The sequence below is a fragment of the Granulicella mallensis genome (assembly GCF_014203225.1).
Taxonomy (GTDB): domain Bacteria; phylum Acidobacteriota; class Terriglobia; order Terriglobales; family Acidobacteriaceae; genus Granulicella; species Granulicella mallensis_A.
The window spans coordinates 53153-73539 of record NZ_JACHIO010000002.1 but is presented as its reverse complement, the minus strand read 5'-3'; the positions used below and the strand labels follow the sequence as shown (position 1 = coordinate 73539).

Below are 20387 nucleotides of genomic sequence, written 5' to 3'. Positions count from 1 at the left end.
AGACAGTATCGTGCAAGAAAGAGCTCCCAATCTGGTTACCTCCCTGCGCAGGCACATGCCGAACACATCACTGCTTCGATAGACGCGATCTCCCGGTAAAAGTTTCCTCTGGTTTGAAGATGAGCGATAGCTCCGACCTGCAATGGATGCCGTTTATGGAGTCATTGTAATTGTGCGTCCGGTGCGTGCAGACTCCCGGGCAGCCTCAAGAATCCGCATGACTTTGACGTTGGTATCCGTTCCGGAGAGATCGTTTTGATCCTGGATCTGACCGTGGAGCACGGCAGCAAGATAGTTCAAAGGATCATTCTGCGGTGCGGAGAGAGGCGTTGCAGGTTTGAGTGTCTCGTCGGTTTCACCCGTGAGACGCACTCGAACCTTGTCGCGCTTCAGCGTGTCGACATAGCCGGTCGCCCCGTAGACTTCCATGTCCTTGCGATCGTACGGCTAGTTCCAGGAGCCTTGAATGATCGCCTGGGTGTGCGGATACGTCAGCAGGATGGTGCTGTCGTCGTCTACCTTGGGGTAGATCTCCGGCTTGATGTGCAATGTAATGGCCGTCACTGTAAGTGGCATCTCTCCGTGCATCAGCCATGTAGAGAGATCGACTCCATAGCAGCCGAAGTCGAAGAGCGCGCCGGCTCCATTTTCAACGGGATCAGTGAGCCAGCGGAAGAACTCCGGGGAGACGCCGGTCTCCTTGGGCCCGCGGTGGCCGTCGTGAACGACGATCTTGCGCAGGTCTCCGATCTTTCCGCTGGCAAGAATATTTGCTGCTTCGATGTTCGAGGGAAACCAGGTGGTGGCGTAGTTCACCAGCACGGGAACATGGTATTCCTGCGAGGCCCGTTGCATGGCCAGAGCGTCGTCAAGCGTGGTGCTGAAGGGCTTCTCGACCATGGAAGCAATATGATGGCGAGCAGCCATTTCGACGGCTGCACGATGAGCGAGCGGCGAAGTGTAGACGAGGATTGCCTCAGGGTGAGTATGGTCGAGCATCTCCGCTTCAGAGGTATAGAAGAGATTGTCCGGAAGATGGAAGAGAGCTTTGTACTTCTCGCGCAAGGTCGCGTCAGGCTCGGCAATGCCGACTAACGTGACCTCGGGATGAGTCGGAAGAAACTTCAGCAAGCCTGCAGTATGGCCATGAACCAGGCCAACGAGCGCGATACGCATCGGAACCGGTGTTTGTGCATTGGCATGCGGCTGCATCGTTGCAGAGCCGAGAGACAGGGCGAAAAAAATAGCGAGTATAGAACGAAGAAATTTGTGCATAGGTAATTCCGGAGATGCGGTACCTCAAGGTGTTAGTGAGCAGCGCCGTAGCGGAGGCACAGATGCTCCGCTACAACATCTCGATAGCGTGGTGAGTCGTTCATTCGTCGAAGCAGGATAGCCTGTCCAGCACAGCGCGAAGCGCATTCCCTGACGCTTCAGCGTCAGGGAGACGGAGGGTAAGGGAGGCAATCGCCTTTAGGCTACGGAATAGGAGCTCCGCAAGAATTGGCCTTTAGGCCCGGGCCTTCTTTCGGCTGCGAACAAAATGCCCGGGGCTGAAGCCCAATTCTCGCCTGCCCTTGATTCCGTGGCCTAAAGGCGATTGCCTCCCTTACCCTCCGTCCCGCGACGCTAAAGCGTCACGGTTTGCGCTTTGCGCCATTCGGAACGTTCTCCATCTTCGACCAATGAACGACTCCCCACACTGGTAGTTATTCGGAGGCGTGGTTCTGCAGCTTCCAGTCGACACAGCTATGGAAGTCGGCATCGCTCATCGAAGGCGGCGGCGTGACCGTACCCCAGGCGGAGGGAGCCGGTCCCATGGTGAGAACCAGAGTGGCTCCATCCTTGATCTGTGCATGACGGAACCACGCGTTCGGCAGGTCCACTCCATTGAGTGTGGCTGACTGTACGTAACGATTGAGCCCATCTCCATCGAGGTTCTTCGCAACGATGCGCAATTTCTTGCCGTTGCCCAGTGAGAGCGAAGCATCGGGAATGCTTGGTGTGCTGATCAGGTAGACATCCTGACCGGCAACAGGAAAGAGGCCCAGCGTGGAGAAGATGAGCCAGCTCGACATCGCACCTGAATCATCATTGCCGGGAATGCCCGCGCGAGTATCCGTAAATGCTTTCTCAAGGGTCATGTGAACGATGTCGGCAGTCTTATCGGGACGACCGGCATAGTTGTAGAGCACGGGAAGCATAAAGCCGGGTTCGTTGGTGACGTCGAAGTGACGGCGCAGGAACGTCCAATCGAGGCGACGGACGAATGCCTCATTGCCCCCGGCTAACTCGATCAGACGGCGCATATCCTGCGGGGCATAGATGGAGTAGGTCCAGATATCGCCCTCATAGAAGAAGTCCGGCCATGTACCGCGAACAACCACATACGGTGCGGCCCAGGAGCCATCCGGATTGCGTGGCCGCATAAAGCCCTTGAAGCCTTCGACCGTCATGTCCTTGTCCCACAGGTTCGCGAAGTTATGCGTGCGGCTGGAGTAGAGCGCAGCCTCCTTCGTCTTGCCGAGGCCGCAGGCTACTTCCGCGATAGCGAAGTCATCGTAGCTATACTCTGCGGTGCGCGAACCCGCACGCTCACTGGCCAGCGTGACATACCCCTTCTGGTTGTAGTCCTTCAGGCCGCCTCTTCCCTGCTTCTGCGGATCGGCGGGAGGCACCTCTGCATCGTGAACCATGGCGGCGAAGGCTGTCTCGAAGTCGATACCTTTGAGGCCTTTTACGAAAGCATCGGCTACAACGACGTTGGCGTTGGAGCCGCCTTGGGTGCGTCCGTTGTCATTGCCGCTACGGGCGTCGGGCATGTAGCCCGTATGGCGATAGATGTCGATCAGCGAGCGGATAATATCGCGCTGGCGATCGGGCGAGATCAACGTAAGCAGAGGGCTTGAGGTGCGGAACGTATCCCAGATGCAGTAGAAGTCATCGTAGTAAGGTTCATTGGACTTCCAGCCAGGGTTCTCGCCGGTGCGATCGGTAGGCATCAGCATAATGTGATACATCGCCGAATAGAGCTGGTGTCGCTGAGAATCGTTCTCGCCGGTAAGACTCAACTTCGCCAGCTCCGTATTCCAGAGAGCCTTGGCCGCGGCATGAACGGTAGCGAAGTTCCACGCAGGAATCTCCTGCTGTACGTTCTGCTTCGCCTGCTCGGCGCTGATGAAGGAGATTCCTACCTTGGCTTGGATCACCTGGTTGGCCTTCGTCGTGTAATCGAACGTCGCGCCGATAGGAGTGCTGTTTCCGACGGTAGCGTCTTTCGCGTCGGAGAGAGTGCTTCCGGTCCAGGTCTGCGTCGCTTCGGCAGGCGTGTCGAGCACCATGTAGTAGTAGACCTTGTACTCTCCGCCACGATTCCAACCGCCGATGAAGCGCGCTACGCCCTGCGCCTCGTGGTTGGAGGTGAGGTGAATCTCAGCGCCGAGAAACTTCTGTGCCTGCCAATCATTCCCGAGGCCCAGGGCTGCGGCCACGTTGATCGTAAGATGCGACTGCTTGGAGGCTGGAAACACATAGCGATGGAAGCCGACGCGGCGGCTGCTGGTCAGTTCAGCCTTGACCTGATAGCGCGTGAGCTTTGCCGCATAGTAGCCGACCTGGTTGACCTCGTCGGTGCGTGGAGTTCTGATGTCGTCCAGCTTAAGTGGACCGGTGACAGGAGCGACGAGGATATTGCCGTACTTGCCCTGCGCGCCACTGAGGTGCAGATGCGAAAAGCCGAGGATGTTGCCATTGCTGGAATAACCGAAGCCGGAGCGGCGGCCATCGAAGGTCTCCATGTCAGGGCCGATCTTGACCAGGCCGTAAGGAATGGCGGAACCAACAAATGTATTGCCACCCCAATCTACACCGATGAAGGGATCGACGTTGTGGGTGTAATCCAGCGTTGGTTTGGTCGCGGTCTTTTGCGTTGAGACAGACTGCCCTGTCATGGGCGCAGCGAGCAGCAGAGCGCCGAGCGAGAGCTGTATCGAACGCCGAAGGATGAATTGCATCTTCCCTTGCATCATGAATCGTTCCTTGAAATAGCTATTTGCAACCTGGTGACTTAATAAGACTATCGGGGCCTGTTTACACAGGCCCCGACACTATCCAGCAAAGGATAAGCCGTTAGAACGAGTAGCGAAGGCTGGCCTGCATTGCACGCTGACCTGTCTTGCTGGTGACTCTGCCGAAAGCCGCATCCGTATAGGTGGAATCCGGAGCGGAGAGGTTGGGATGGTTGGGAAAGTCGAAGGCATCGAACCGGAAGGACAGGAACTGCTCCTTGTAGGTCATGAAGCGCTTCTGCAAGCTGGCATTGAAGCTATCCTGCCCAGGGCCATAGAGAATGTTGCGATTGTGCTGGGTGGTAAAGGTACCCAGCGTTGGCGTTGTAAAGATCTTGCTGCCATCGCTGTTCGTGGTGTTGAACCAGAAGTTGGAGTCGGTGCCGTTCGAGAACTTACCATTGCCACGAAGGTTTGCACCAGGGGTAATCTGAAGGAACTGTCCCTGGAAGCCCGCACCAACACCGGCGATATCCTGTGTCGTTAAGACTTCGAGAGGAGTACCCGTCTGGAACTGGTAGGCCTGCGAGAGCTGCCAACCACCCAGGGCTTCATTCGCGATACGGCTGTGGCTGCGGAAGGGGATGCGATAGACGGAGTTGAGGACGAGTACCTGGCGGACGTCATAATCAGCCGTTCCGCAGAGGCCTTTGGTGTCGTCGGCATTGGGGAGAAAGTTCTTCTGGAAGGAACCGCAATCTCGCGAATGGGCAAAGGTGTAAGCAACACCGAAGCCGAGGCCATGGCTGAAGCGGTGGTTCACGTCGATCTGCAACCCCTGATAGAACGCGGTATCTCCCTGGTAGACCTCGGTGATGGCGGCATATCCCTTATACGGCCGGTAGGCGTTGACACCGTTGGTGCCTGTGGGCAGATAGGCGCTTCCCGCGGGGGCCTGATTGACGTCCGCTTCGAACTGCTGATGCAGCGCGTGACGGCCGACGTATGAGATATCGGCGACGGTATCGAAGCCGAGTTCGCGTTCCACCGAAACGTTCCAGATGTAGGCTTCGGGCTGGGGCGACTGCTGGTTGATCTCACCCGCCAGCGTTGGGTAAGAGCCTGTTGCAGCCGCTGTTCCACCGGGGTTGTCCGCACTGCCGCCGGAGATGGAAACAACCTGCTGCAAGGGGGCAAAGCCGCCCAGGAAGACGCTGTCCGAGGTGCCCTGACGGCTGGTGTACCGTCCAAAACCCGTGCGCAGAACAGTCTTGCTGTTCAACGAATAGGCAATGCCGACACGAGGCTGCAACAGCAGCTTCTGCACATGGATGTAACCGCGAGGCAGGTTGTGGAAGAGATTGTTGTACTGCCCCGTCGATGCGATAGCGACATGGCCGTTTGCGCTGGAAGGAAAGCCGTTGCCGAAGAGAACGGTACCGTCCAGAGGATCTCCGCTACCGGCAATAGGATTACCGGTAGAAGGGCTTACCTGCACGGCCGTGTTGGCGTTGTAGAAGGCCGGATCAAAGGTGCCGGCGTTATTCCAGAGGCTGTAGAACGGGTGGATGCTGCTATAGCGAATACCGTACTCGAGATGCAGCTTGGGCGTGGCCTTCCAGGAGTCCTGTGCAAAGAACTCGAACATATTGGCGCGGCTGGGAGTCTCGTTGCGCGGTCCAATTTCGGAGTAGGTATTGAAGATACCCAGTGCCGCGTTCGCGAGGTCATACCCCGTCCCGCCCGTCGTCAGGCTGGAGAAGTCAAACTTACCGTTTTGATTGTTGGTCTGTCCGGTCGTGCCGTTGGAGAAGGCGATCTGGTCGTCGTCGTTCTCACCCGCGCGTTCGTACAGTCCACCGGCGCGCAGGATGTGATTGCCGATGATGCGTGTAAAGGTATCGGCGTAATCGAAGATCTCGCCCTGTGAGTGCGAAGGATAGGTGCTGCCGTCCAGCGTCGTAATCCCCGTTGTATCGAATGCGATGGTCGGGATCTTATTCGGAAGGTCCTTCCCCTGCGGAAAGAGATAGGGATAGTTGATCCCGTAAGCCGCGCGGTTATAAGTGCCCGTGGAGGTATCGATGCTCAGACGAGCGGCGTCGTGGCTGGCCGTGAACAGTACCTCGTTCGTACTGTGGGGGCCGAAGGTGTGGACCCAGTCGAGAGAACCGGTCTGGTTCGGACGGTTATAGATACGAGGAACGATGTCGTAGTTGGAGGTCGCGAACGGGTTGACCTCGTAATAGAAGAAATGGATGAAGCGGAAGCGGATGTAATCCTTGTCTGTCGGGATAATGTCGAGGTTGCCGCTGTCGATCTCCTGATGAATCGGATATCTTGCAGTCTCCAGCAGGTTGTTCGCGCCGATCTGGAAGCCGGGCGTCGGCGTCGGGAACGCGGTAAGCAGACCTACGCCATTTGGGCTGAGGCGAGATTGAGGAATGATATTGCCGGGAAAACATCCAGGACCGCCATTTGCAACGTCGCAGACAAGGGGTGCCAGCTTTGGGTCTGCGATGTAGTGATTGGTCTTTGGGTTGCCGGTAATCAGCGAACTGAAGTCGCCTGTTCTGAAGGCCGCATTGGGCACCGCATCGGTTTCTGTGGAGAGCGATGGGTTATGAACAAAGGCCTCAGAGTACAGGAAGAAGACCTTGCCCTTGGGGAGAACCTTCGGGACATAGAGCGGTCCGTCGAAGACAAAACCAAACTGGTTGAAGGTGAACGGCGCTACAGAGTTGGTTTTGAGCGCGGCTGGATAGTTGGGGTTTGAATTGTTGGCGTTATCGTTGCGCACCCAGCTATTCGCGTTCAGAACCGGGTTCTGAAGATACTCATAGAGGCTGCCGTGGAAGCGGTCGCCACCGCTCTTTGTGATGATGCGGATCTGTCCGCCAATCGATCGGCCATACTCTGCCGGGTAGTTGGTGGAGAGGACCTGAACCTCCTGCACGGCGTCCAGATCGGGGGTGCCGACCGAGTCGCCGCTGGCACGGATGCGGACGGCCACCGCGCCGTCATAGGTCAGCAGGTTGTCGCGTTCACGAGCGCCATTGATATTGATGGCGCCAAGTCCCGTGCTGTAGCTCTGTGTCGAGACGTTGCTGGTGATACTGGTGATACCGGCTTTGGTGAGCGCCAGGTAGATGGGGTTGCGTCCATTGAGTGGCAGGTTATCCGCCTGGCTGCTGGTGATCACTCTTCCCAGCGTGGCGGTATCGGCCTGCAATGTTGTCTCTTGCGCAGTCACTTCGACCTGTTCGGTATCGTTGCCAACTGGGAGCATGACATTGACCGTGGCAGGGAGCGATGGATCGAGGTTGTTATTCGTTTTCGTTACGGTGCTAAAACCCGGCGCTGTAACCGCGACGGTATATTTCCCCGGCGAAAGTCCGGCGATCGTATAAAACCCCGACTTATTGCTGGCAGTCTTATGCACTGCGCCATTGAGTTCACTGGTGACGGTGATAGAGGCCTGGCCGATCTCCGCGCCGGAAGGATCGGTGATTGTGCCCGCGATCGAGGAGTTATCCGATTGTGCCCGAAGAGCGGTGGGGTGAATGATCACCATGCCGACGAACAGAAAAAGCATGAGAGAGATGGGAGCAAAGCTGGATGTAACGCGTGACAGTCCTTCGATCAGGAACTTCGCGGCGAAAGGCCTGCGGAACCGTTCGTTGGGACTGGATAGCGACATAGACTTTCTGAACACAGGTGCCTCCTGGGCAAGTGAGTAAAAATCATTCAGGACAAAGCGCTCCGTGAAGGACTCGGATGGGATCGCTATAAAGCCGATAGGTGTCAGGGCCGAATTTGGGTTTTCTTACTTCGTGCTTGATGGTTCAAGGAGCGAGTCCACACAGCCCGCAGGTGCCGTCACAGGGTTGCAACGCGCCACGAGCCCGTGTGGCAAACCAACAAAAAAGCCCGTCCATTGCGAAGGCTCGGAAGAGGGATAGTCCGTGCTCAACATCTGCGCCCCGCTGGAAAGTGCCAGCTCGGTGCGGGTACGGTCATTGGTGCGAGCCTCTTCGGTGCCATCGTCCGTACGTGTGCGAATCAGATAGCCCTGCTTGGCGAGCGCATCGATCTCTGCCTTCGTTCCGCTGTTCTCTTCTGTAAAGGCTGCGTCCGGAGCACCCGGGGTGGCATTGGTAAAGATCACGCGACCGCGAAGAGAGGGATGGCCTTCGGTATAAACGGCCTCCACGGGTCTCTGATCCATCAGGAAGACCACCTTGCCGCGGGCTTCCGCCAGCGTGGGCCAGCCACCGGCTTTCTTGCCCAGGGTGCCGCTTCCACTGGCGAGAACTGCATCGCGCAGAGTGTCGTAGCTACCCCGAACCTGGTCCGGAGTAACCATATCTTTCTCCGTAAAGACCGAACGGATCTCGGCGTCCAGCGCATCGAAGGTCGCAGCGGTGAACGGCTCCGGTCCATGAGCCATCGGCGCGGCGCCGGGTCTTCCCTGCTTCGTTTCGACCAGGATGAAGATCGGCACATGCCGGGGATGCTGCTTTGACCACTGTTTGATCACCGTCAGGCAGGCAACGAAGGTATGGCAGGAGCTGCGCTGGTCGAAGTCCAGCACATGCATGACCTTGAAGCCGGGCTTGTCCATCTCGTGGTTCGGATCGAAGTCCGGATCAGCAGGCAGACCCGCTGCCGCAACGTTGTCGACGATAGCCGGGTGGGCATAGCGGCCGCCCTTGGTATCCGCATAGACGTCGATCTCCAACTGGCGGACTCCACCGGTAAGCTGATCCGGTAATGGAGCGTGCGCATAATCGAGTGCTCGCATGGCCTTGGGGTTCTGCTGTTCGATGAACTTCCGCTCACTCGGAGCAATCCCTGTGTGGTAGCTGTTGTGGCTGCCGATCACCTGAATCTGGTTAATGCGCAAGGTCCGATCCTGCCTGACAGCCGTTGCCTGTTGCGCCACACCGCAGAGCGGAACCATTGCGAGCAAGGAGAGTGTTGCCAGAAGTTTCGTCATCTCATCCATCTTTCTGTCGTCCTGAAAAGAACCCGCAAGCCGTCTGGTTGATTGCAGCCACTGAGATAGGAAGAAACTTCCGGCTCCTGGAGACGCATCTTCGCCAAGTTCTTTCTGTCACCTGATTTTCTGCGGGCTGGACCTGTTTTGTTAGGGGGTTCCACGGTGTAAAGCGGGTAAAGTCGGGCGAGGTGGAAACTTCTATCTGCTGGAATATAAAGGCTTGCAGTAGCCATTGAAAAAATATTTTGATGCTGCCGTAATTAGCCGTCATCTTCGAAAGATGCGGATTAACTTTCCCGTAACATTGGAAACTCCTGTGTGCGTGTCTACTTATCACAGTGGAAAAGACTTCAATTGGCAGATCGACAGCAAGTTCCAATGCCAGACCGTCATTGGTTAAGGTGGCTGCTAAAGATCGTGTCAGTCTTGAAGAAGATCCGCGCTGGCAGGTCGCCAGACGCCTCGTTGCGAGCAAGGGCTTTGCCAAGTCCAGATTCCTTACCAGCTTCATCCTCTATATCTGTGAGAAGCATCTGCTCGATCAGGGCGACGAGATTAATGAGCAGCAGATTGGCGAACATGTCTTTGAGCGTCCCCAGGGCTACAACCCCGGAGACGACAACATCGTCCGCAACTATGCGCGCCTGCTGCGGCAGAGACTCGATGAGTACTTCACCGGAGACGGTATCGACGAGAAGATCCGCATCGTCGTTCCCCGCGGAGGCTATGTCCCCCTCTTCGTAGAAGAAGGCACGATGGTGGGGGAGAGCAAACCAGGCTACTCAGCCGTTGAGCCGCAGCCTCATGGCCCTTATCTGCAAGAGGACAAGGAACCCTTTCCGGCATCGCCGAATACGTCCATGACAGCTGCCCGGTCGTCCTGGGCACTCAAGTCTCTCTGTGCAGTATTGTTCCTCGCGCTGCTCTTTGTCTTGGTTCGCGATGCTCACCTGGTTAAGCCGCCGCAAACGGCAACGAACCGCTTCTGGAGTGTGTTCTTCAGCCCAACGCGCGATACCCTGGTGGTTCCTGCCGACAGCGGTCTGGCCATCTACCAGGATTTCAGCGGGAAGCACACTCATCTGGCGGACTATGTTGCCGGGGAGTATCACAAGGACATCTCTGTCCCTGCCGGCATTACTCCGGAGATCGTGAACGAGCTGGGAAGCCGCCGCTACACCAGCGTTGTCGATCTCCATCTTGTTCTATCGATCTCTCAGCTTCCCTCTGTAGTAAGAAATCGATTCAAGGTGCGCTACGCGCGTGAAGTGACGCTGGACGACTTGAAGCAATCCAATGTCATCCTGCTGGGTTCTCTCGATTCCAACCCGTGGGCAGAGCTCTTTCAGAAAGACTTGAACTTTCAGTTCGAGTGGCCCCAGAAGGCGAACAATGTAGTCATCCACAATCTCCACCCGCTGCCCGGGGAAAAGCCGTATTACGAGACGAACCAGACTGATCCCTCGCGCAGCACCTTCGGCGTAATCGCCGTCGCGCCAAATCTGGATGGAACCGGGCACGTCCTTCTTGTCGAGGGGATTAATATGGCCGGCACGGAGGCCGCCGCAGACTATCTCTTTAGCGATGCGTCCGCCGCACTGTTGAATCAGGTATTCGACACAAAGGGCAATGTGCTTCCGTTTGAAGTGCTGCTGGAGACAAGCAATATCGGCGCAAATGCTCCCCGCCCCGTGATCATCTCCCAGCGCATCGCACGAAGATAACCTTCTCTTCAGAGCCCATAAGCTTCTATTGCCGTCTTCGCCATGATCTGCTCTTGTTCGTCCGGCGAGAGTTTAGCAATCGCGCGTCTCACGAGCTCAATCCATGCTGTGTAGTCTGACGCCAGATTGAGTACAGGCCAGTCAGAACCAAACATGAGCCGCTCCGCGCCGAAGGCAGAAAGCACAGTCTCCATGTAAGGCCACAGCTGTTGCTCGCTCCACGAACTCCAGTCCGCCTCCGTCGTCATGCCGGAGAGCTTGCAATAGACGTTCTCGCGCCGGGCAAGCTCACGCAGATTCGATCTCCATGGCTCCATCGCCTGCTCGCGGATCAGGGGCTTCGCGATGTGGTCGAGGATGAAGATCTGCTGGGGATGCCGATCTACAAACTCGATCGTTTGCAGCAGATGCCGTTCAAAGACCAGCAGGTCATACCTTAGATCGAACTGCTGCAGGCAGGCGATGCCGCGATTGAAGTCGTCGCGCAGCATGTAGCGATCGTCAGCCTCGTCCTGCAGGATGTGGCGTAGCCCCTTCAACTTCGGATGCTTCGCAATCTCTTCAAGACAGGCTTCGATCTTTGGCTCTACCAGCGGCGCCCAACCCACTACTCCGCGAATGCGTTGGCTGTCCTTCGCCAGCGAAAGAAGCCACTCGGTCTCCGCAAGCGTTTGCTGTGCCTGGACGACGACCGTTCCGGTAACACCTGCCGCAGTCGTTACCGCATCAAGCTCGGGGAGAAGGTAGTCATGCCGGAGAACCTCCATCTTGTCCGACATCCAGGGATAGTCCTCAGGGGAATATCTCCAGAGGTGATGATGTGCGTCGATACATTCCATAGGCATGGGCTTCAACGATTCTCCAGTCGCCCTCTCATCATGACCGACAGAAAACCTGTACTGCAAGTTTCATCCAGTAGCACGCAAAAATGCCATGAAAGACGCATAGGTTCCAGATGAACCCCCACGTCTTTCATGGCTCCATGCTTGCAGCCCATAACAACCGTAGTACCGGTAAGCTTAGTTGGGCATCAGAACGGTATCGACGACATGGATCACGCCGTTCGATTGGAATACATCGGCAATGGTCACGGTCGATGTGCCACCCTTTTCGTCGGTCAGGATGATCTTCCCGCCCTGCATTGTTGCTGTCAGGCTTCCACCCTGGACAGTCTTCAGGACAGCCTTGCCGCCACCCGCCTTGATCTGCTTCTTCAGGTCCTTTGCGGTTACCTTACCGGAGACCACGTGATAGGTGAGAATCTTCACGAGCGTGTCCTTGTTTTCTGGCTTCAACAGCGTGTCCACGGTGCCGGCCGGCAACTTGTCGAAGGCTGCATTGGTTGGGGCAAAGACGGTGAAGGGGCCAGGGCCCTCCAATGTATCTACCAACCCGGCTGCCTTGACGGCTGCGACGAGCGTCGTGTGGTCTTTGGAGTTCACAGCGTTTTCGACGATGTTCTTCGTGGGATACATCGCCGCTCCGCCTACATCCGGGTCCTTCTGCGCATGGGCTGCGATACCGGAGAGCGCAAGTACTGCCGTCAGAACCATTACAGGAAACTTCTTCATAGATGTCCTATCCATTGCTGAGTTTTACTTCATTAGCAAAACGACACCCAGGGGTGAATGGATTCATGGGCGGCGGAATGATGCCGCTCCAAAAATATATTTAGAAATTTTCGCAATCCTTCCAATCCAAACTTTCATGTCCTGCGTTCCCCCATCGTGACAGTTCTGATTTAGTCAGCACTGGTCTTGCAAATACGACAAAGATCCCATGCAGAGGCCACCACTCTGCACGACATACTTACCTGCGTTCTGACTGGTTTCGGCTGCACGCCTTTTCCTGGCAACTCTTGGTTTCGCCAGGCTAAAAAACGTCTACTTCCGCACGTGTGCTCGCTCACTACAGGCGAATGACATGGCAAGCATCTATCAACGCACCTCAGGAGATGTACTGTGAAGACACTCGATTCAATTGTTGATAAAGCTCTCTCTCGGCGATCGTTTCTCGCAGGCGCTGGAGCCGTGGCCGCTACTACAGCGGTGGTCGGCTGCAGTGGCAATGGCAATAACATGCCCCCTGTCACGACCACACCGCCTCCTACGGGTGGAAGTGCTCCCGCCTTCACCGACACGGATGTTCTAAACTTCGCCCTCAACCTTGAATATCTTGAGGCACAGTTTTACCTCTATGCCGCGACCGGCGCAGGGCTTCAAAGCTCTGACACGACTCCAGGTTCCGCCGCGCCCTCTCAGACTGCGGGTACGGTCACCGTGGGCAGTGCTGCCGCAGTCCCAGGACTTACACCCGCACAGCAGGAGATCCTGAATGAGATCGCCTACGAGGAGCAGACGCACGTCCAATTCCTTCGCAAGGCACTCGGTTCGGCTGCGGTTGGCATGCCTGATATCGATCTCTCCTTCTTCGGACCTCTCGCAGTTGCAGCCGGTATCACTACGGCAGCCACTGGCGCAGGCGCTTTCAATCCCTTCTCCAGTTTTGACTATTTCCTCGTCGGCTCCTTCATCTTCGAGGATGTCGGCGTAACCGCCTACTCCGGCGCAGCTCCGCTGATTAGCCCGGCAGGCGTAACAGCCGGCTATCTCACTGCTGCCGCGGGCATTCTCGCCGTCGAAGCCTACCACGCCGGCTACGTCCGCACCTCACTCACTGGACGCGCCATCGCCGCCGGCTCCGCAGCTGCTTATCCGTACTTAGCTGCGGCCAACAAAGTAGCGGCTCTGCGAGCCACACTCACCGTCGGCAACAGCAATGCGCCTTCGACGAGTGGCTCAGTCGAGACGCTGCTCACCTTGCCTACCAGCTTGACCATGCCGAGTGCCATCGTTGCCGCCGATCCTGGCGATGCCGTTGGCTTCTCGCGCAGTGTGGACCAGGTTCTGCATATCGTTTATGGTTCGCCGATGGTCGGCGTCAAGAGCGGCGGCTTCTTCCCCAGCGGCGTCAACAGCGTCTTCGCCACCACTACAGCCTAAGCGGCAACAACCCCCAAAGGACGGTAAATTCCATGGCAAATCAAGAGACTCAACTTCTGGATGAGATCATCGTCACGAGCCGGCGCAAGATGTTGTCGCTCGGGGCCGCGTCGCTCGCTGGCCTGGTTCTGAGCGCAAGCGCTCCCGAGGCCAAGGCGGCAACGGCAGCCTACTCGGACACGGACATTCTCAACTTCGCCCTCAACCTCGAATACCTGGAGGCGAACTTCTACTACCTCGCAGCCTTCGGCACAACCATCGACAAAGCCAACGCAGCCTCGATGGCAGCCGGCGCTCCGCTGATCATGTTGTCGGGCACCGTCGGAACACCCGGCACGGTCTCCGGCGGCAGCCTGGTTCCCTTCACGACCATCCCAGTGGCGTCCTATGCCATCGAGACGGCCGTTGAAGAGGGTAAGCATGTCCAGTTACTACTCAGCGCGCTTACCACTTCAGCCGTTGCTCAGCCTGCCATCAATCTGGGCACGTCCTTCCAGACCCTTGCCACCGCGGCAAAGATCCCCGGCGGCTCAGCCTTCAGCCCGTATGCCAGCGATGCTACCTTTCTGATCGGCGCCTATGTCTTCGAAGACGTAGGAGTCACGGCGTATCACGGCGCGGCTTCCCTGCTCACCTCGTCCAAGAACCTGACGACAGCAGCCGGCATCCTCGCGGTCGAGGCCTATCACGCGGGTCTCGTCCGCACCACGATCAACTACCTCGATCCAGCGGGCACCAGCATCGCCGGTTACACCAACTTGATCTCGACGCTGCGCGCATCGCTCTCCCAGGCCGGTCTACTTGGCGTTGCCCCGACGGCTTCGCAGTACGACAACAACCCCGACGACTACGGCCTGGCTACCTTTCAGGTCGCCCTCGGCGGTGGAGGAAACGTTACTGCAACGCGCATCACCGATGCCGATCCTACCGACGTTGTTGCCTTTGCCCGCAACACCACGCAGGTCCTGAACATCGTGACAGGCGGCGGTGCAGTCAACGGAACGACAGTCGTCAGCCCTGCCAAAGGAGTCTTCTTCCCCGCAGGAATGAACGCAGGTCCTAACGGCTTCAAATAGACCATAAATGCAGCAAAAGAGCCGTCTCGGCTACGAGACGGCTCTTTGTTGTGTTCTATCGTAATATTTGCTATTCCCTTTTATGGGTGCTTGGCATCCAAGCTATGTACTATGGATGTTGCGCTACGAACCATGTACCTTGCCTTCTGTTTGATCCCTCGATGATAGAAAAATCCTCCAATCCGATTAGGGCCTCTGAGCGTTCCCTTAATAGCGATTTGGATCGCCTCCAGGCAGCAAATGATGAGCTCCTGCTGGAACGGGTGCGCGCCAACGATCAGGGGGCGATGGCAGACATCTTCGATCGCTATGGAAGCCTGGTGTATTCGGTATCTCTCCGAGTCTTGAAGGACCCGGGCCAGGCTGAAGATGTGATGCAGGAGATCTTCTTCCAGCTTTGGAAGAACCCAAACACCTTTGTCCAGGGCCGTGGTTCGCTGGGGGCATGGCTCGCAGTTGTGGCAAGAAATCGGGCGATCGACGTTTTGCGGCGCAGAAAACCGACCGATTCCGTAGACGAGGTCGTCCTGGTTTCAAAGACGAACATCTCCTCGGAGATCGAGCGCAACATCATGGTAGAAAAGATTCGCGAACTCATGAAGAGTCTTCCATCCGAGCAGCAGAAGTCGGTAGAACTAGCATTTTTTGAAGGGTTGAGCCACGCGGAGGTTGCGGCTAAAACGGGCGATCCCCTGGGCACTGTAAAGACGAGAATTAGATTGGCATTAATCAGCTTACGAAAGGCCATCCAGGCATGATGCAAGGCGAACACATCTCGCAGGAGGATCTAGGTCTCTATGCGATGCAGGCTCTCTCTCCGGAGGAGGCCCTGGCAGTCCGCACGCATCTGGCGGAGTGTGCACTTTGCCGCGCCGAGTTGGCTGAGCTCTCCGGCGATTTAGCGCTGGTCGCCCTAAGCGTCGAACAACATCCCGTGCCTGAAGGCGCGCGGCAGCGTTTCCTCAACAGGGTCTCCGCAGATTCGGCAGCAACCACGCAGCAGGCAGTAGGACTTCTGGCTGCTCAAGAAGCGCCCCGCAGGGCGACGCGTACGACAGCAATCTGGCTTCCCTGGGCAGCGGTCGCGGCACTGCTCATCGCGGTAGTCTCTCTCAACATGAAGATTGCTTCGCTCAAGGAGCAACTGAGCGAGCAGTCCAGTGCAGCGCTGAAACTGGAAGCAGAATCCTCACACGCGCAGCAGGTACTCGAGGTCTTGACCGCGCCCAAGGCCCAGCGCGCAACGCTGACGGCCAGCAAGGTCCCTGCCATTCCGACCGGGCGAGCTGTCTATCTGGCAGATCGTGGCGCTTTGGTCCTGCAGGCGAGCAATCTGGAACATCTGCCGGAAGGTAAGACCTATGAGCTTTGGGTGGTTCCGGCGAACGGTGCCTCGCCCATTCCGGCAGGACTCTTCCGGCCCGACGCAACGGGCTCCGCCAGCCTGGTGCTGCCGCCATTGCCCAAGGGCATTCCGGCGAAGGCCTTCGCGATCACCATCGAAAGAGCCGAAGGCTCCAGCGTCCCAACCGCTCCGATTATTCTCTCCGGCGCTGCGATAGGCGTTTAGCCCGGAAACACAATCGTTGGATCCCTGGTGTTTCCGCTTCTGTCTTTGCCCTTGCTTTTCTGGCTTGTCATTCCTGAAGGGAATCTGCTTTTGCAGTTGCTTCTGCTTTTCTGGTTGTCATTCCGAGCGCAGCGAGCGAACCTGCTGTCTCCCGTTTTTTGCCTGTGCCTTGAACAGACATGATGCGCCAGTACAGAACATAACCTCTCGGTTTTGCCTATATCTCCAGGAAACACACAAACGAAGAACGGGAGGAAGCAGATTCCCTTCGGGAATGACAAGCCAGAAAAGCAAAGGGCCCGCCACTACATCTTGTAACGCCCCATCTCGTCATCATTCAGGTTCTCCAGCCAACGCCGCAGATCCTCCGGTGCCAGCGAAGTCGATCCCCCCGAAGCAAGCCGGGCCTGCTCCAGAAGCTGCTTGCTGACAAAGATAGGGCAGTCCGCGCGCAGAGCCAGCGCGATAGCGTCAGAAGGGCGCGCATCCAGCGCAACGACTTCCCCGCCCTGATCCATCCAGATCGTTGCGTGAAAGGTATCCTCGCGCAGCGCCCCGACAACCACACGAGTCACGCGCGCATTCAGCCCGTGGATGATGTTGCGCAGCAGATCATGGGTCATCGGCCGTGGAGTCGTGGCCTTTTCTATTTCGAGAGCGATCGCGTTGGCCTCAAACAGTCCAACCCAGATCGGAAGCACGACCTCCCCGCTGAGATCGTTGAGCACGACGATGGGCATCTTCGTCGAAGGGTCCATCATGAGCCCGCGAATGCGAACCTCTACATCAGGTTCCGCAGACTCCTGGGGGTTGGACTCGAATTTGAAGCCGGGCAAGTGCATGGGTGCTAGTGTACAACCGGAACGCGTGCGTTCAGAGCCTGTTGGGCGGCCAGTGCCGGAGACGGTACCGTCGGGACGGAAATCGCCTCACCCACCAGCGAGCTCGGAAAGACCTGGGTGATACGTACGTCAATATAGCTCCCAGGCGGCGGAGTGCTATCGCACATGAAGTTGACGGTCTTATTCTGCGTGGAGCGCCCCGTAATCTGCCCCCGCGAGTTGGCGCCGTGCTCCACCATGACCTCGACGGTCTGGTCGAGATGCCGGCCATAGTTTTCGCGCTGAATCTCGCGTTGGCGGGCGTTGAGGATTGCGAGGCGGGCCACCTTCACGTCCTCGGGGATCGAATCGTGCATGTGGATCGCCGGGGTATTCGGCCGTGGCGAATACTTAAACCCATAGATGGCGTCGTAACCGACCGTCTCCAGCAGCGTAATGGTGTCCTCGAAGTCGCGGTCGGTCTCGCCCGGAAACCCGACGATGATGTCCGAGGTCAAAGAGATGTCGCGGCGCGCTGCTTTGGTCCAGGCGATACGCTCCAGGTACCAGTCGCGCGTGTAGTCGCGCTGCATGGCGCGCAGAACGTCGGTGGAACCCGACTGCACGGGCAGATGGACGTGGTCGCAGAGCGTCGGCACGGCGTCGATGGCGTCGACGATGTCCTTCGTGAAATCACGCGGATGCGAGGTTGTGAAGCGCACGCGCTTGATGCCGTTTACCTCTCCCACTGCCGCCAGAAGCTCGGCAAAGCTGCGTTTGCTGCTGGGATCGAGATAGCTGTTGACGTTCTGGCCGAGCAACTGGATCTCGGTAAAGCCCATCTGCGCGATGCGCTGGGCTTCGGCAAGCACCGAGGCCGAGGTGCGCGAGCGCTCTTTGCCGCGCGTATACGGCACAACGCAGTAGGAACAGAACTTGTCGCAGCCTTCGATGATGGTGATATAGCCGCGATGCGGATTCGTGCGGGCGGTGAACTCGGTGTCGAAGGTCTCATCGGTCTGGCGGTCGTCGAGCCCGGTAATACGGGTTTCGCCGGCCTCAAGGCGGGCGAGCATCTCCGGGAGGTTCCGATAGGATGCCGATCCGGCGACCAGCGAGACATAAGGCGCACGCTCGAAGATCTTGTTGCCCTCCTGCTGCGCCACACAGCCCAGCACGGCAAACTTCTTGCCTTCGCCCTGCATGCGCTTGTACTCGTTCAGGCGGTGAAAGACCTTCTGCTCGGCCTTATCGCGGATGGAGCAGGTGTTGTAAAGAATGAGACCCGCATCGGCCTCGTCGACGACCTGGCTGTAGCCTTCGCGCAGCAGCGTGCCGACGACCTTCTCCGAGTCGTGCGCGTTCATCTGACAGCCAAAGGTTTCGATATAAAACGTCTTCAAGTAAGTTTCCTCTACCGGCATGACAAACAAGCCAGGTTGCAAGCCGCCCTCAGCCTAAGCTTTTGTGCCTTCTGGGGACTCTATCCAGTATAGATGGCGATCTAACCGATCATCGGTTTCGACGAACTGTCCATAAGCGAGGTTAAGAACAGGGCCCTTCGGCTTAGGGGTGCCATCAAACGGCAAATGCCGAGTGCGCCGGGTATGCCAAGGTGAGGCAAAGAAAACTCTGCGCAAGCTTGGTGTCCTTTGCGCACTCTGGGTTTGCCGTTTGGATTAGCTCGGCGTGCAGCTTTGTTGCCCCTAAACGCGCGATAGTGCTGCCCATTATAAGGTCTCCGGTAACCTTACCGGCAGATCAGACTCTAACTAAATAATCGTACAGTCCAGCCTCAACCGCTAATGCAAGACCAAGAGAGGTCTGATGAGCAGCCAACGGTATGTCTATGTAGCAGCACAACGATAGTACGGAGAAAGACATGTTGAATCGCAGGGATTTGGTGAAAACGGGTGGATTGGCCGTGGGCGCGCTTACTCTCGGTGGATTGTCTGCACAGCCAGCGGGCGCGCAGAGCACACCACCGGCTGTGCAGAGTATTCAAATTCCAGCAAATGGTTTTATCTTCGAAGCCATTGCCTGTGGACCGCAGAGTGGCGAAGAGGTGGCGGTGAATACGGCGAACTTCGTGGCAGGGCCGTATACGTTCATTCAACTGCCGAATGTAGGGCATTTTATTGCGGACCAAGTGCCTCAGGACGTTGTAACAATCTTCCTGCAGCAGGTGCAGGCGAAACTCACTTAGTCCGTCCCGTCACACTTCACCTGGTTTCAGTAAGTAATGATTTCTATTACATACTGAGAGCGGTCCGGACAGCCGGACCGCTTCTAATTTAACTCCACTCGCGGTGATCAAGGATCACAAGACGATCGTTTGAGTTGCACCCCAGGCCCGGTCGCCGGGGTGCCTTTCGGGACTCAGTGATAGCCCAAAGGCTAGAGCAGTTTCCCTGTAGGTGTATAGCGAAGCCACGACACTTATGGCCGTTTTTTCTCAACAGCGCGAATCGCGTTCCCTGATGCGTCAGCATCAGGGAGACGGGGGAGCGTAGCCTTATAGGCTACGGAAATAGAGGCACAACTCGAATCTCGAAGCCGGCCTCACCCCCTCTTCGCTAAACTCCTCGCCGCTCTCTGCTCAATAAAACCCGCCCTTTCCCCTGCCACTCTAGACGTCATCGGCAACCCCTTATTCCGTAGCCTAAAGGCGATTACCTCCCTTGCCCTTCGTCTGCGACGTTGTTTGCGCTTCGCGCTATGGGTAGCGCTGGTTCTTCAACAAACAAATGACTCATCACTCTAGAAACAGCTCCATAAGGGCTTTATTGCTCCCAGAAGTGCGGCAGGAGTAACCCTCTCTCCGCGCAGCTAAAACTGCAGCCGCAAAACGGCTCCTCATAAAATTAAATCCACAGCGTTTAGATCAAACCCTGCTCAATTCAAGGGCTTGAATGTTTCAATTCCCTCCTTGAACTGAAACCGCCAAAGTTTCAAGGCTTGACAGCCAATACCGGGCTCGGGCAGTATCGTTTGCGGTTTGAAAGACAAGCGTTTGTCTTTCACTAAAAAACAGGAATGCAGAAGCCATGACAAGGGTATGGGGACAGGATGAGCGCGGCTGGGGCTAAAGCAGAATAAGAATGATCCGCAAATGCAGTCGTGGATTGAATGCAGAAGCGTGGCGCCAAACGCTGCTTTCCTCTGTATTTAATGGGCGTTGCTTT

At 57.0% G+C, this 20387-nt stretch carries 15 protein-coding genes; 6 read left to right on the top strand and 9 right to left on the bottom strand.

Annotation, left to right across the window (positions count from 1 at the left end):
• Nucleotides 1-153: 153 nt before the first annotated feature.
• The 5 genes from HDF15_RS25680 to HDF15_RS02185 form a co-directional block, all read right to left on the bottom strand.
• Nucleotides 154-429, bottom strand: coding sequence for a hypothetical protein (locus tag HDF15_RS25680; protein WP_260330780.1), 276 nt, complete (start codon nt 427-429; stop codon nt 154-156).
• A gap of 18 nt (nt 430-447) precedes the next feature.
• Nucleotides 448-1275 carry a Gfo/Idh/MocA family protein gene (locus tag HDF15_RS02200; protein ID WP_260330779.1) on the bottom strand — a complete coding sequence of 276 codons (828 nt, stop codon included), beginning with the start codon at nt 1273-1275 and terminating at the stop codon, nt 448-450.
• 434 nt (nt 1276-1709) lie between these two features.
• Nucleotides 1710-4028 carry a GH92 family glycosyl hydrolase gene (locus HDF15_RS02195; protein WP_184252630.1) on the bottom strand — a complete coding sequence of 773 codons (2319 nt, stop codon included), beginning with the start codon at nt 4026-4028 and terminating at the stop codon, nt 1710-1712.
• A gap of 100 nt (nt 4029-4128) precedes the next feature.
• Nucleotides 4129-7722: a carboxypeptidase-like regulatory domain-containing protein gene (locus HDF15_RS02190; RefSeq protein WP_184252629.1), complete on the bottom strand. Its 3594-nt coding sequence runs from the start codon at nt 7720-7722 to the stop codon at nt 4129-4131.
• 111 nt (nt 7723-7833) lie between these two features.
• Nucleotides 7834-9015, bottom strand: coding sequence for a phosphatidylinositol-specific phospholipase C1-like protein (locus HDF15_RS02185; RefSeq protein WP_184252628.1), 1182 nt, complete (start codon nt 9013-9015; stop codon nt 7834-7836).
• Between the two features lie 395 nt (nt 9016-9410).
• On the opposite strand from HDF15_RS02185, the gene HDF15_RS02180 reads away from it, so the two are divergent.
• Entirely contained in the window at nt 9411-10733 is a 1323-nt protein-coding gene (locus tag HDF15_RS02180) for a hypothetical protein (RefSeq protein ID WP_184252627.1), read from the top strand.
• An 8-nt stretch (nt 10734-10741) separates the two neighbouring features.
• Here the strand turns inward: HDF15_RS02180 and HDF15_RS02175 are convergent, their stop codons facing one another.
• Nucleotides 10742-11578 carry an amidohydrolase gene (locus HDF15_RS02175; RefSeq protein ID WP_260330778.1) on the bottom strand — a complete coding sequence of 279 codons (837 nt, stop codon included), beginning with the start codon at nt 11576-11578 and terminating at the stop codon, nt 10742-10744.
• Between the two features lie 174 nt (nt 11579-11752).
• On the bottom strand, nt 11753-12304 hold the full coding sequence (locus HDF15_RS02170) for a fasciclin domain-containing protein (protein WP_184252626.1): 552 nt from the start codon (nt 12302-12304) through the stop codon (nt 11753-11755).
• 390 nt (nt 12305-12694) lie between these two features.
• Here HDF15_RS02170 and HDF15_RS02165 point away from each other — a divergent pair, with 390 nt between their 5' ends.
• From HDF15_RS02165 to HDF15_RS02150, 4 genes are all read left to right on the top strand, one after another.
• On the top strand, nt 12695-13735 hold the full coding sequence (locus HDF15_RS02165; protein ID WP_184252625.1) for a ferritin-like domain-containing protein: 1041 nt from the start codon (nt 12695-12697) through the stop codon (nt 13733-13735).
• A 32-nt stretch (nt 13736-13767) separates the two neighbouring features.
• Nucleotides 13768-14811 (top strand): ferritin-like domain-containing protein, encoded by a 1044-nt coding sequence (locus tag HDF15_RS02160; RefSeq protein WP_184252624.1) that lies wholly within the window; start codon nt 13768-13770, stop codon nt 14809-14811.
• 218 nt (nt 14812-15029) lie between these two features.
• Complete coding sequence (locus tag HDF15_RS02155) at nt 15030-15569, top strand: sigma-70 family RNA polymerase sigma factor (protein WP_311733016.1); 540 nt, start codon at nt 15030-15032, stop codon at nt 15567-15569.
• Nucleotides 15566-16381 carry an anti-sigma factor domain-containing protein gene (locus tag HDF15_RS02150; RefSeq protein WP_184252857.1) on the top strand — a complete coding sequence of 272 codons (816 nt, stop codon included), beginning with the start codon at nt 15566-15568 and terminating at the stop codon, nt 16379-16381. Before HDF15_RS02155 ends, HDF15_RS02150 begins: the two co-directional genes overlap by 4 nt.
• Nucleotides 16382-16686: 305 nt before the next feature.
• On the opposite strand, the gene HDF15_RS02145 is transcribed toward HDF15_RS02150, so the two are convergent.
• Both HDF15_RS02145 and miaB read right to left on the bottom strand, forming a co-directional pair.
• A complete protein-coding gene (locus tag HDF15_RS02145; RefSeq protein WP_184252622.1) occupies nt 16687-17223 on the bottom strand; it encodes a bifunctional nuclease family protein in 537 nt (178 codons plus the stop codon).
• 5 nt (nt 17224-17228) lie between these two features.
• A complete protein-coding gene (gene miaB / locus HDF15_RS02140) occupies nt 17229-18626 on the bottom strand; it encodes a tRNA (N6-isopentenyl adenosine(37)-C2)-methylthiotransferase MiaB (RefSeq protein WP_184252856.1) in 1398 nt (465 codons plus the stop codon).
• A 458-nt stretch (nt 18627-19084) separates the two neighbouring features.
• Between miaB and HDF15_RS02135 the strand changes: the two genes are divergently transcribed.
• On the top strand, nt 19085-19408 hold the full coding sequence (locus HDF15_RS02135; protein WP_184252621.1) for a twin-arginine translocation signal domain-containing protein: 324 nt from the start codon (nt 19085-19087) through the stop codon (nt 19406-19408).
• The last annotated feature ends 979 nt before the right edge of the window (nt 19409-20387 follow it).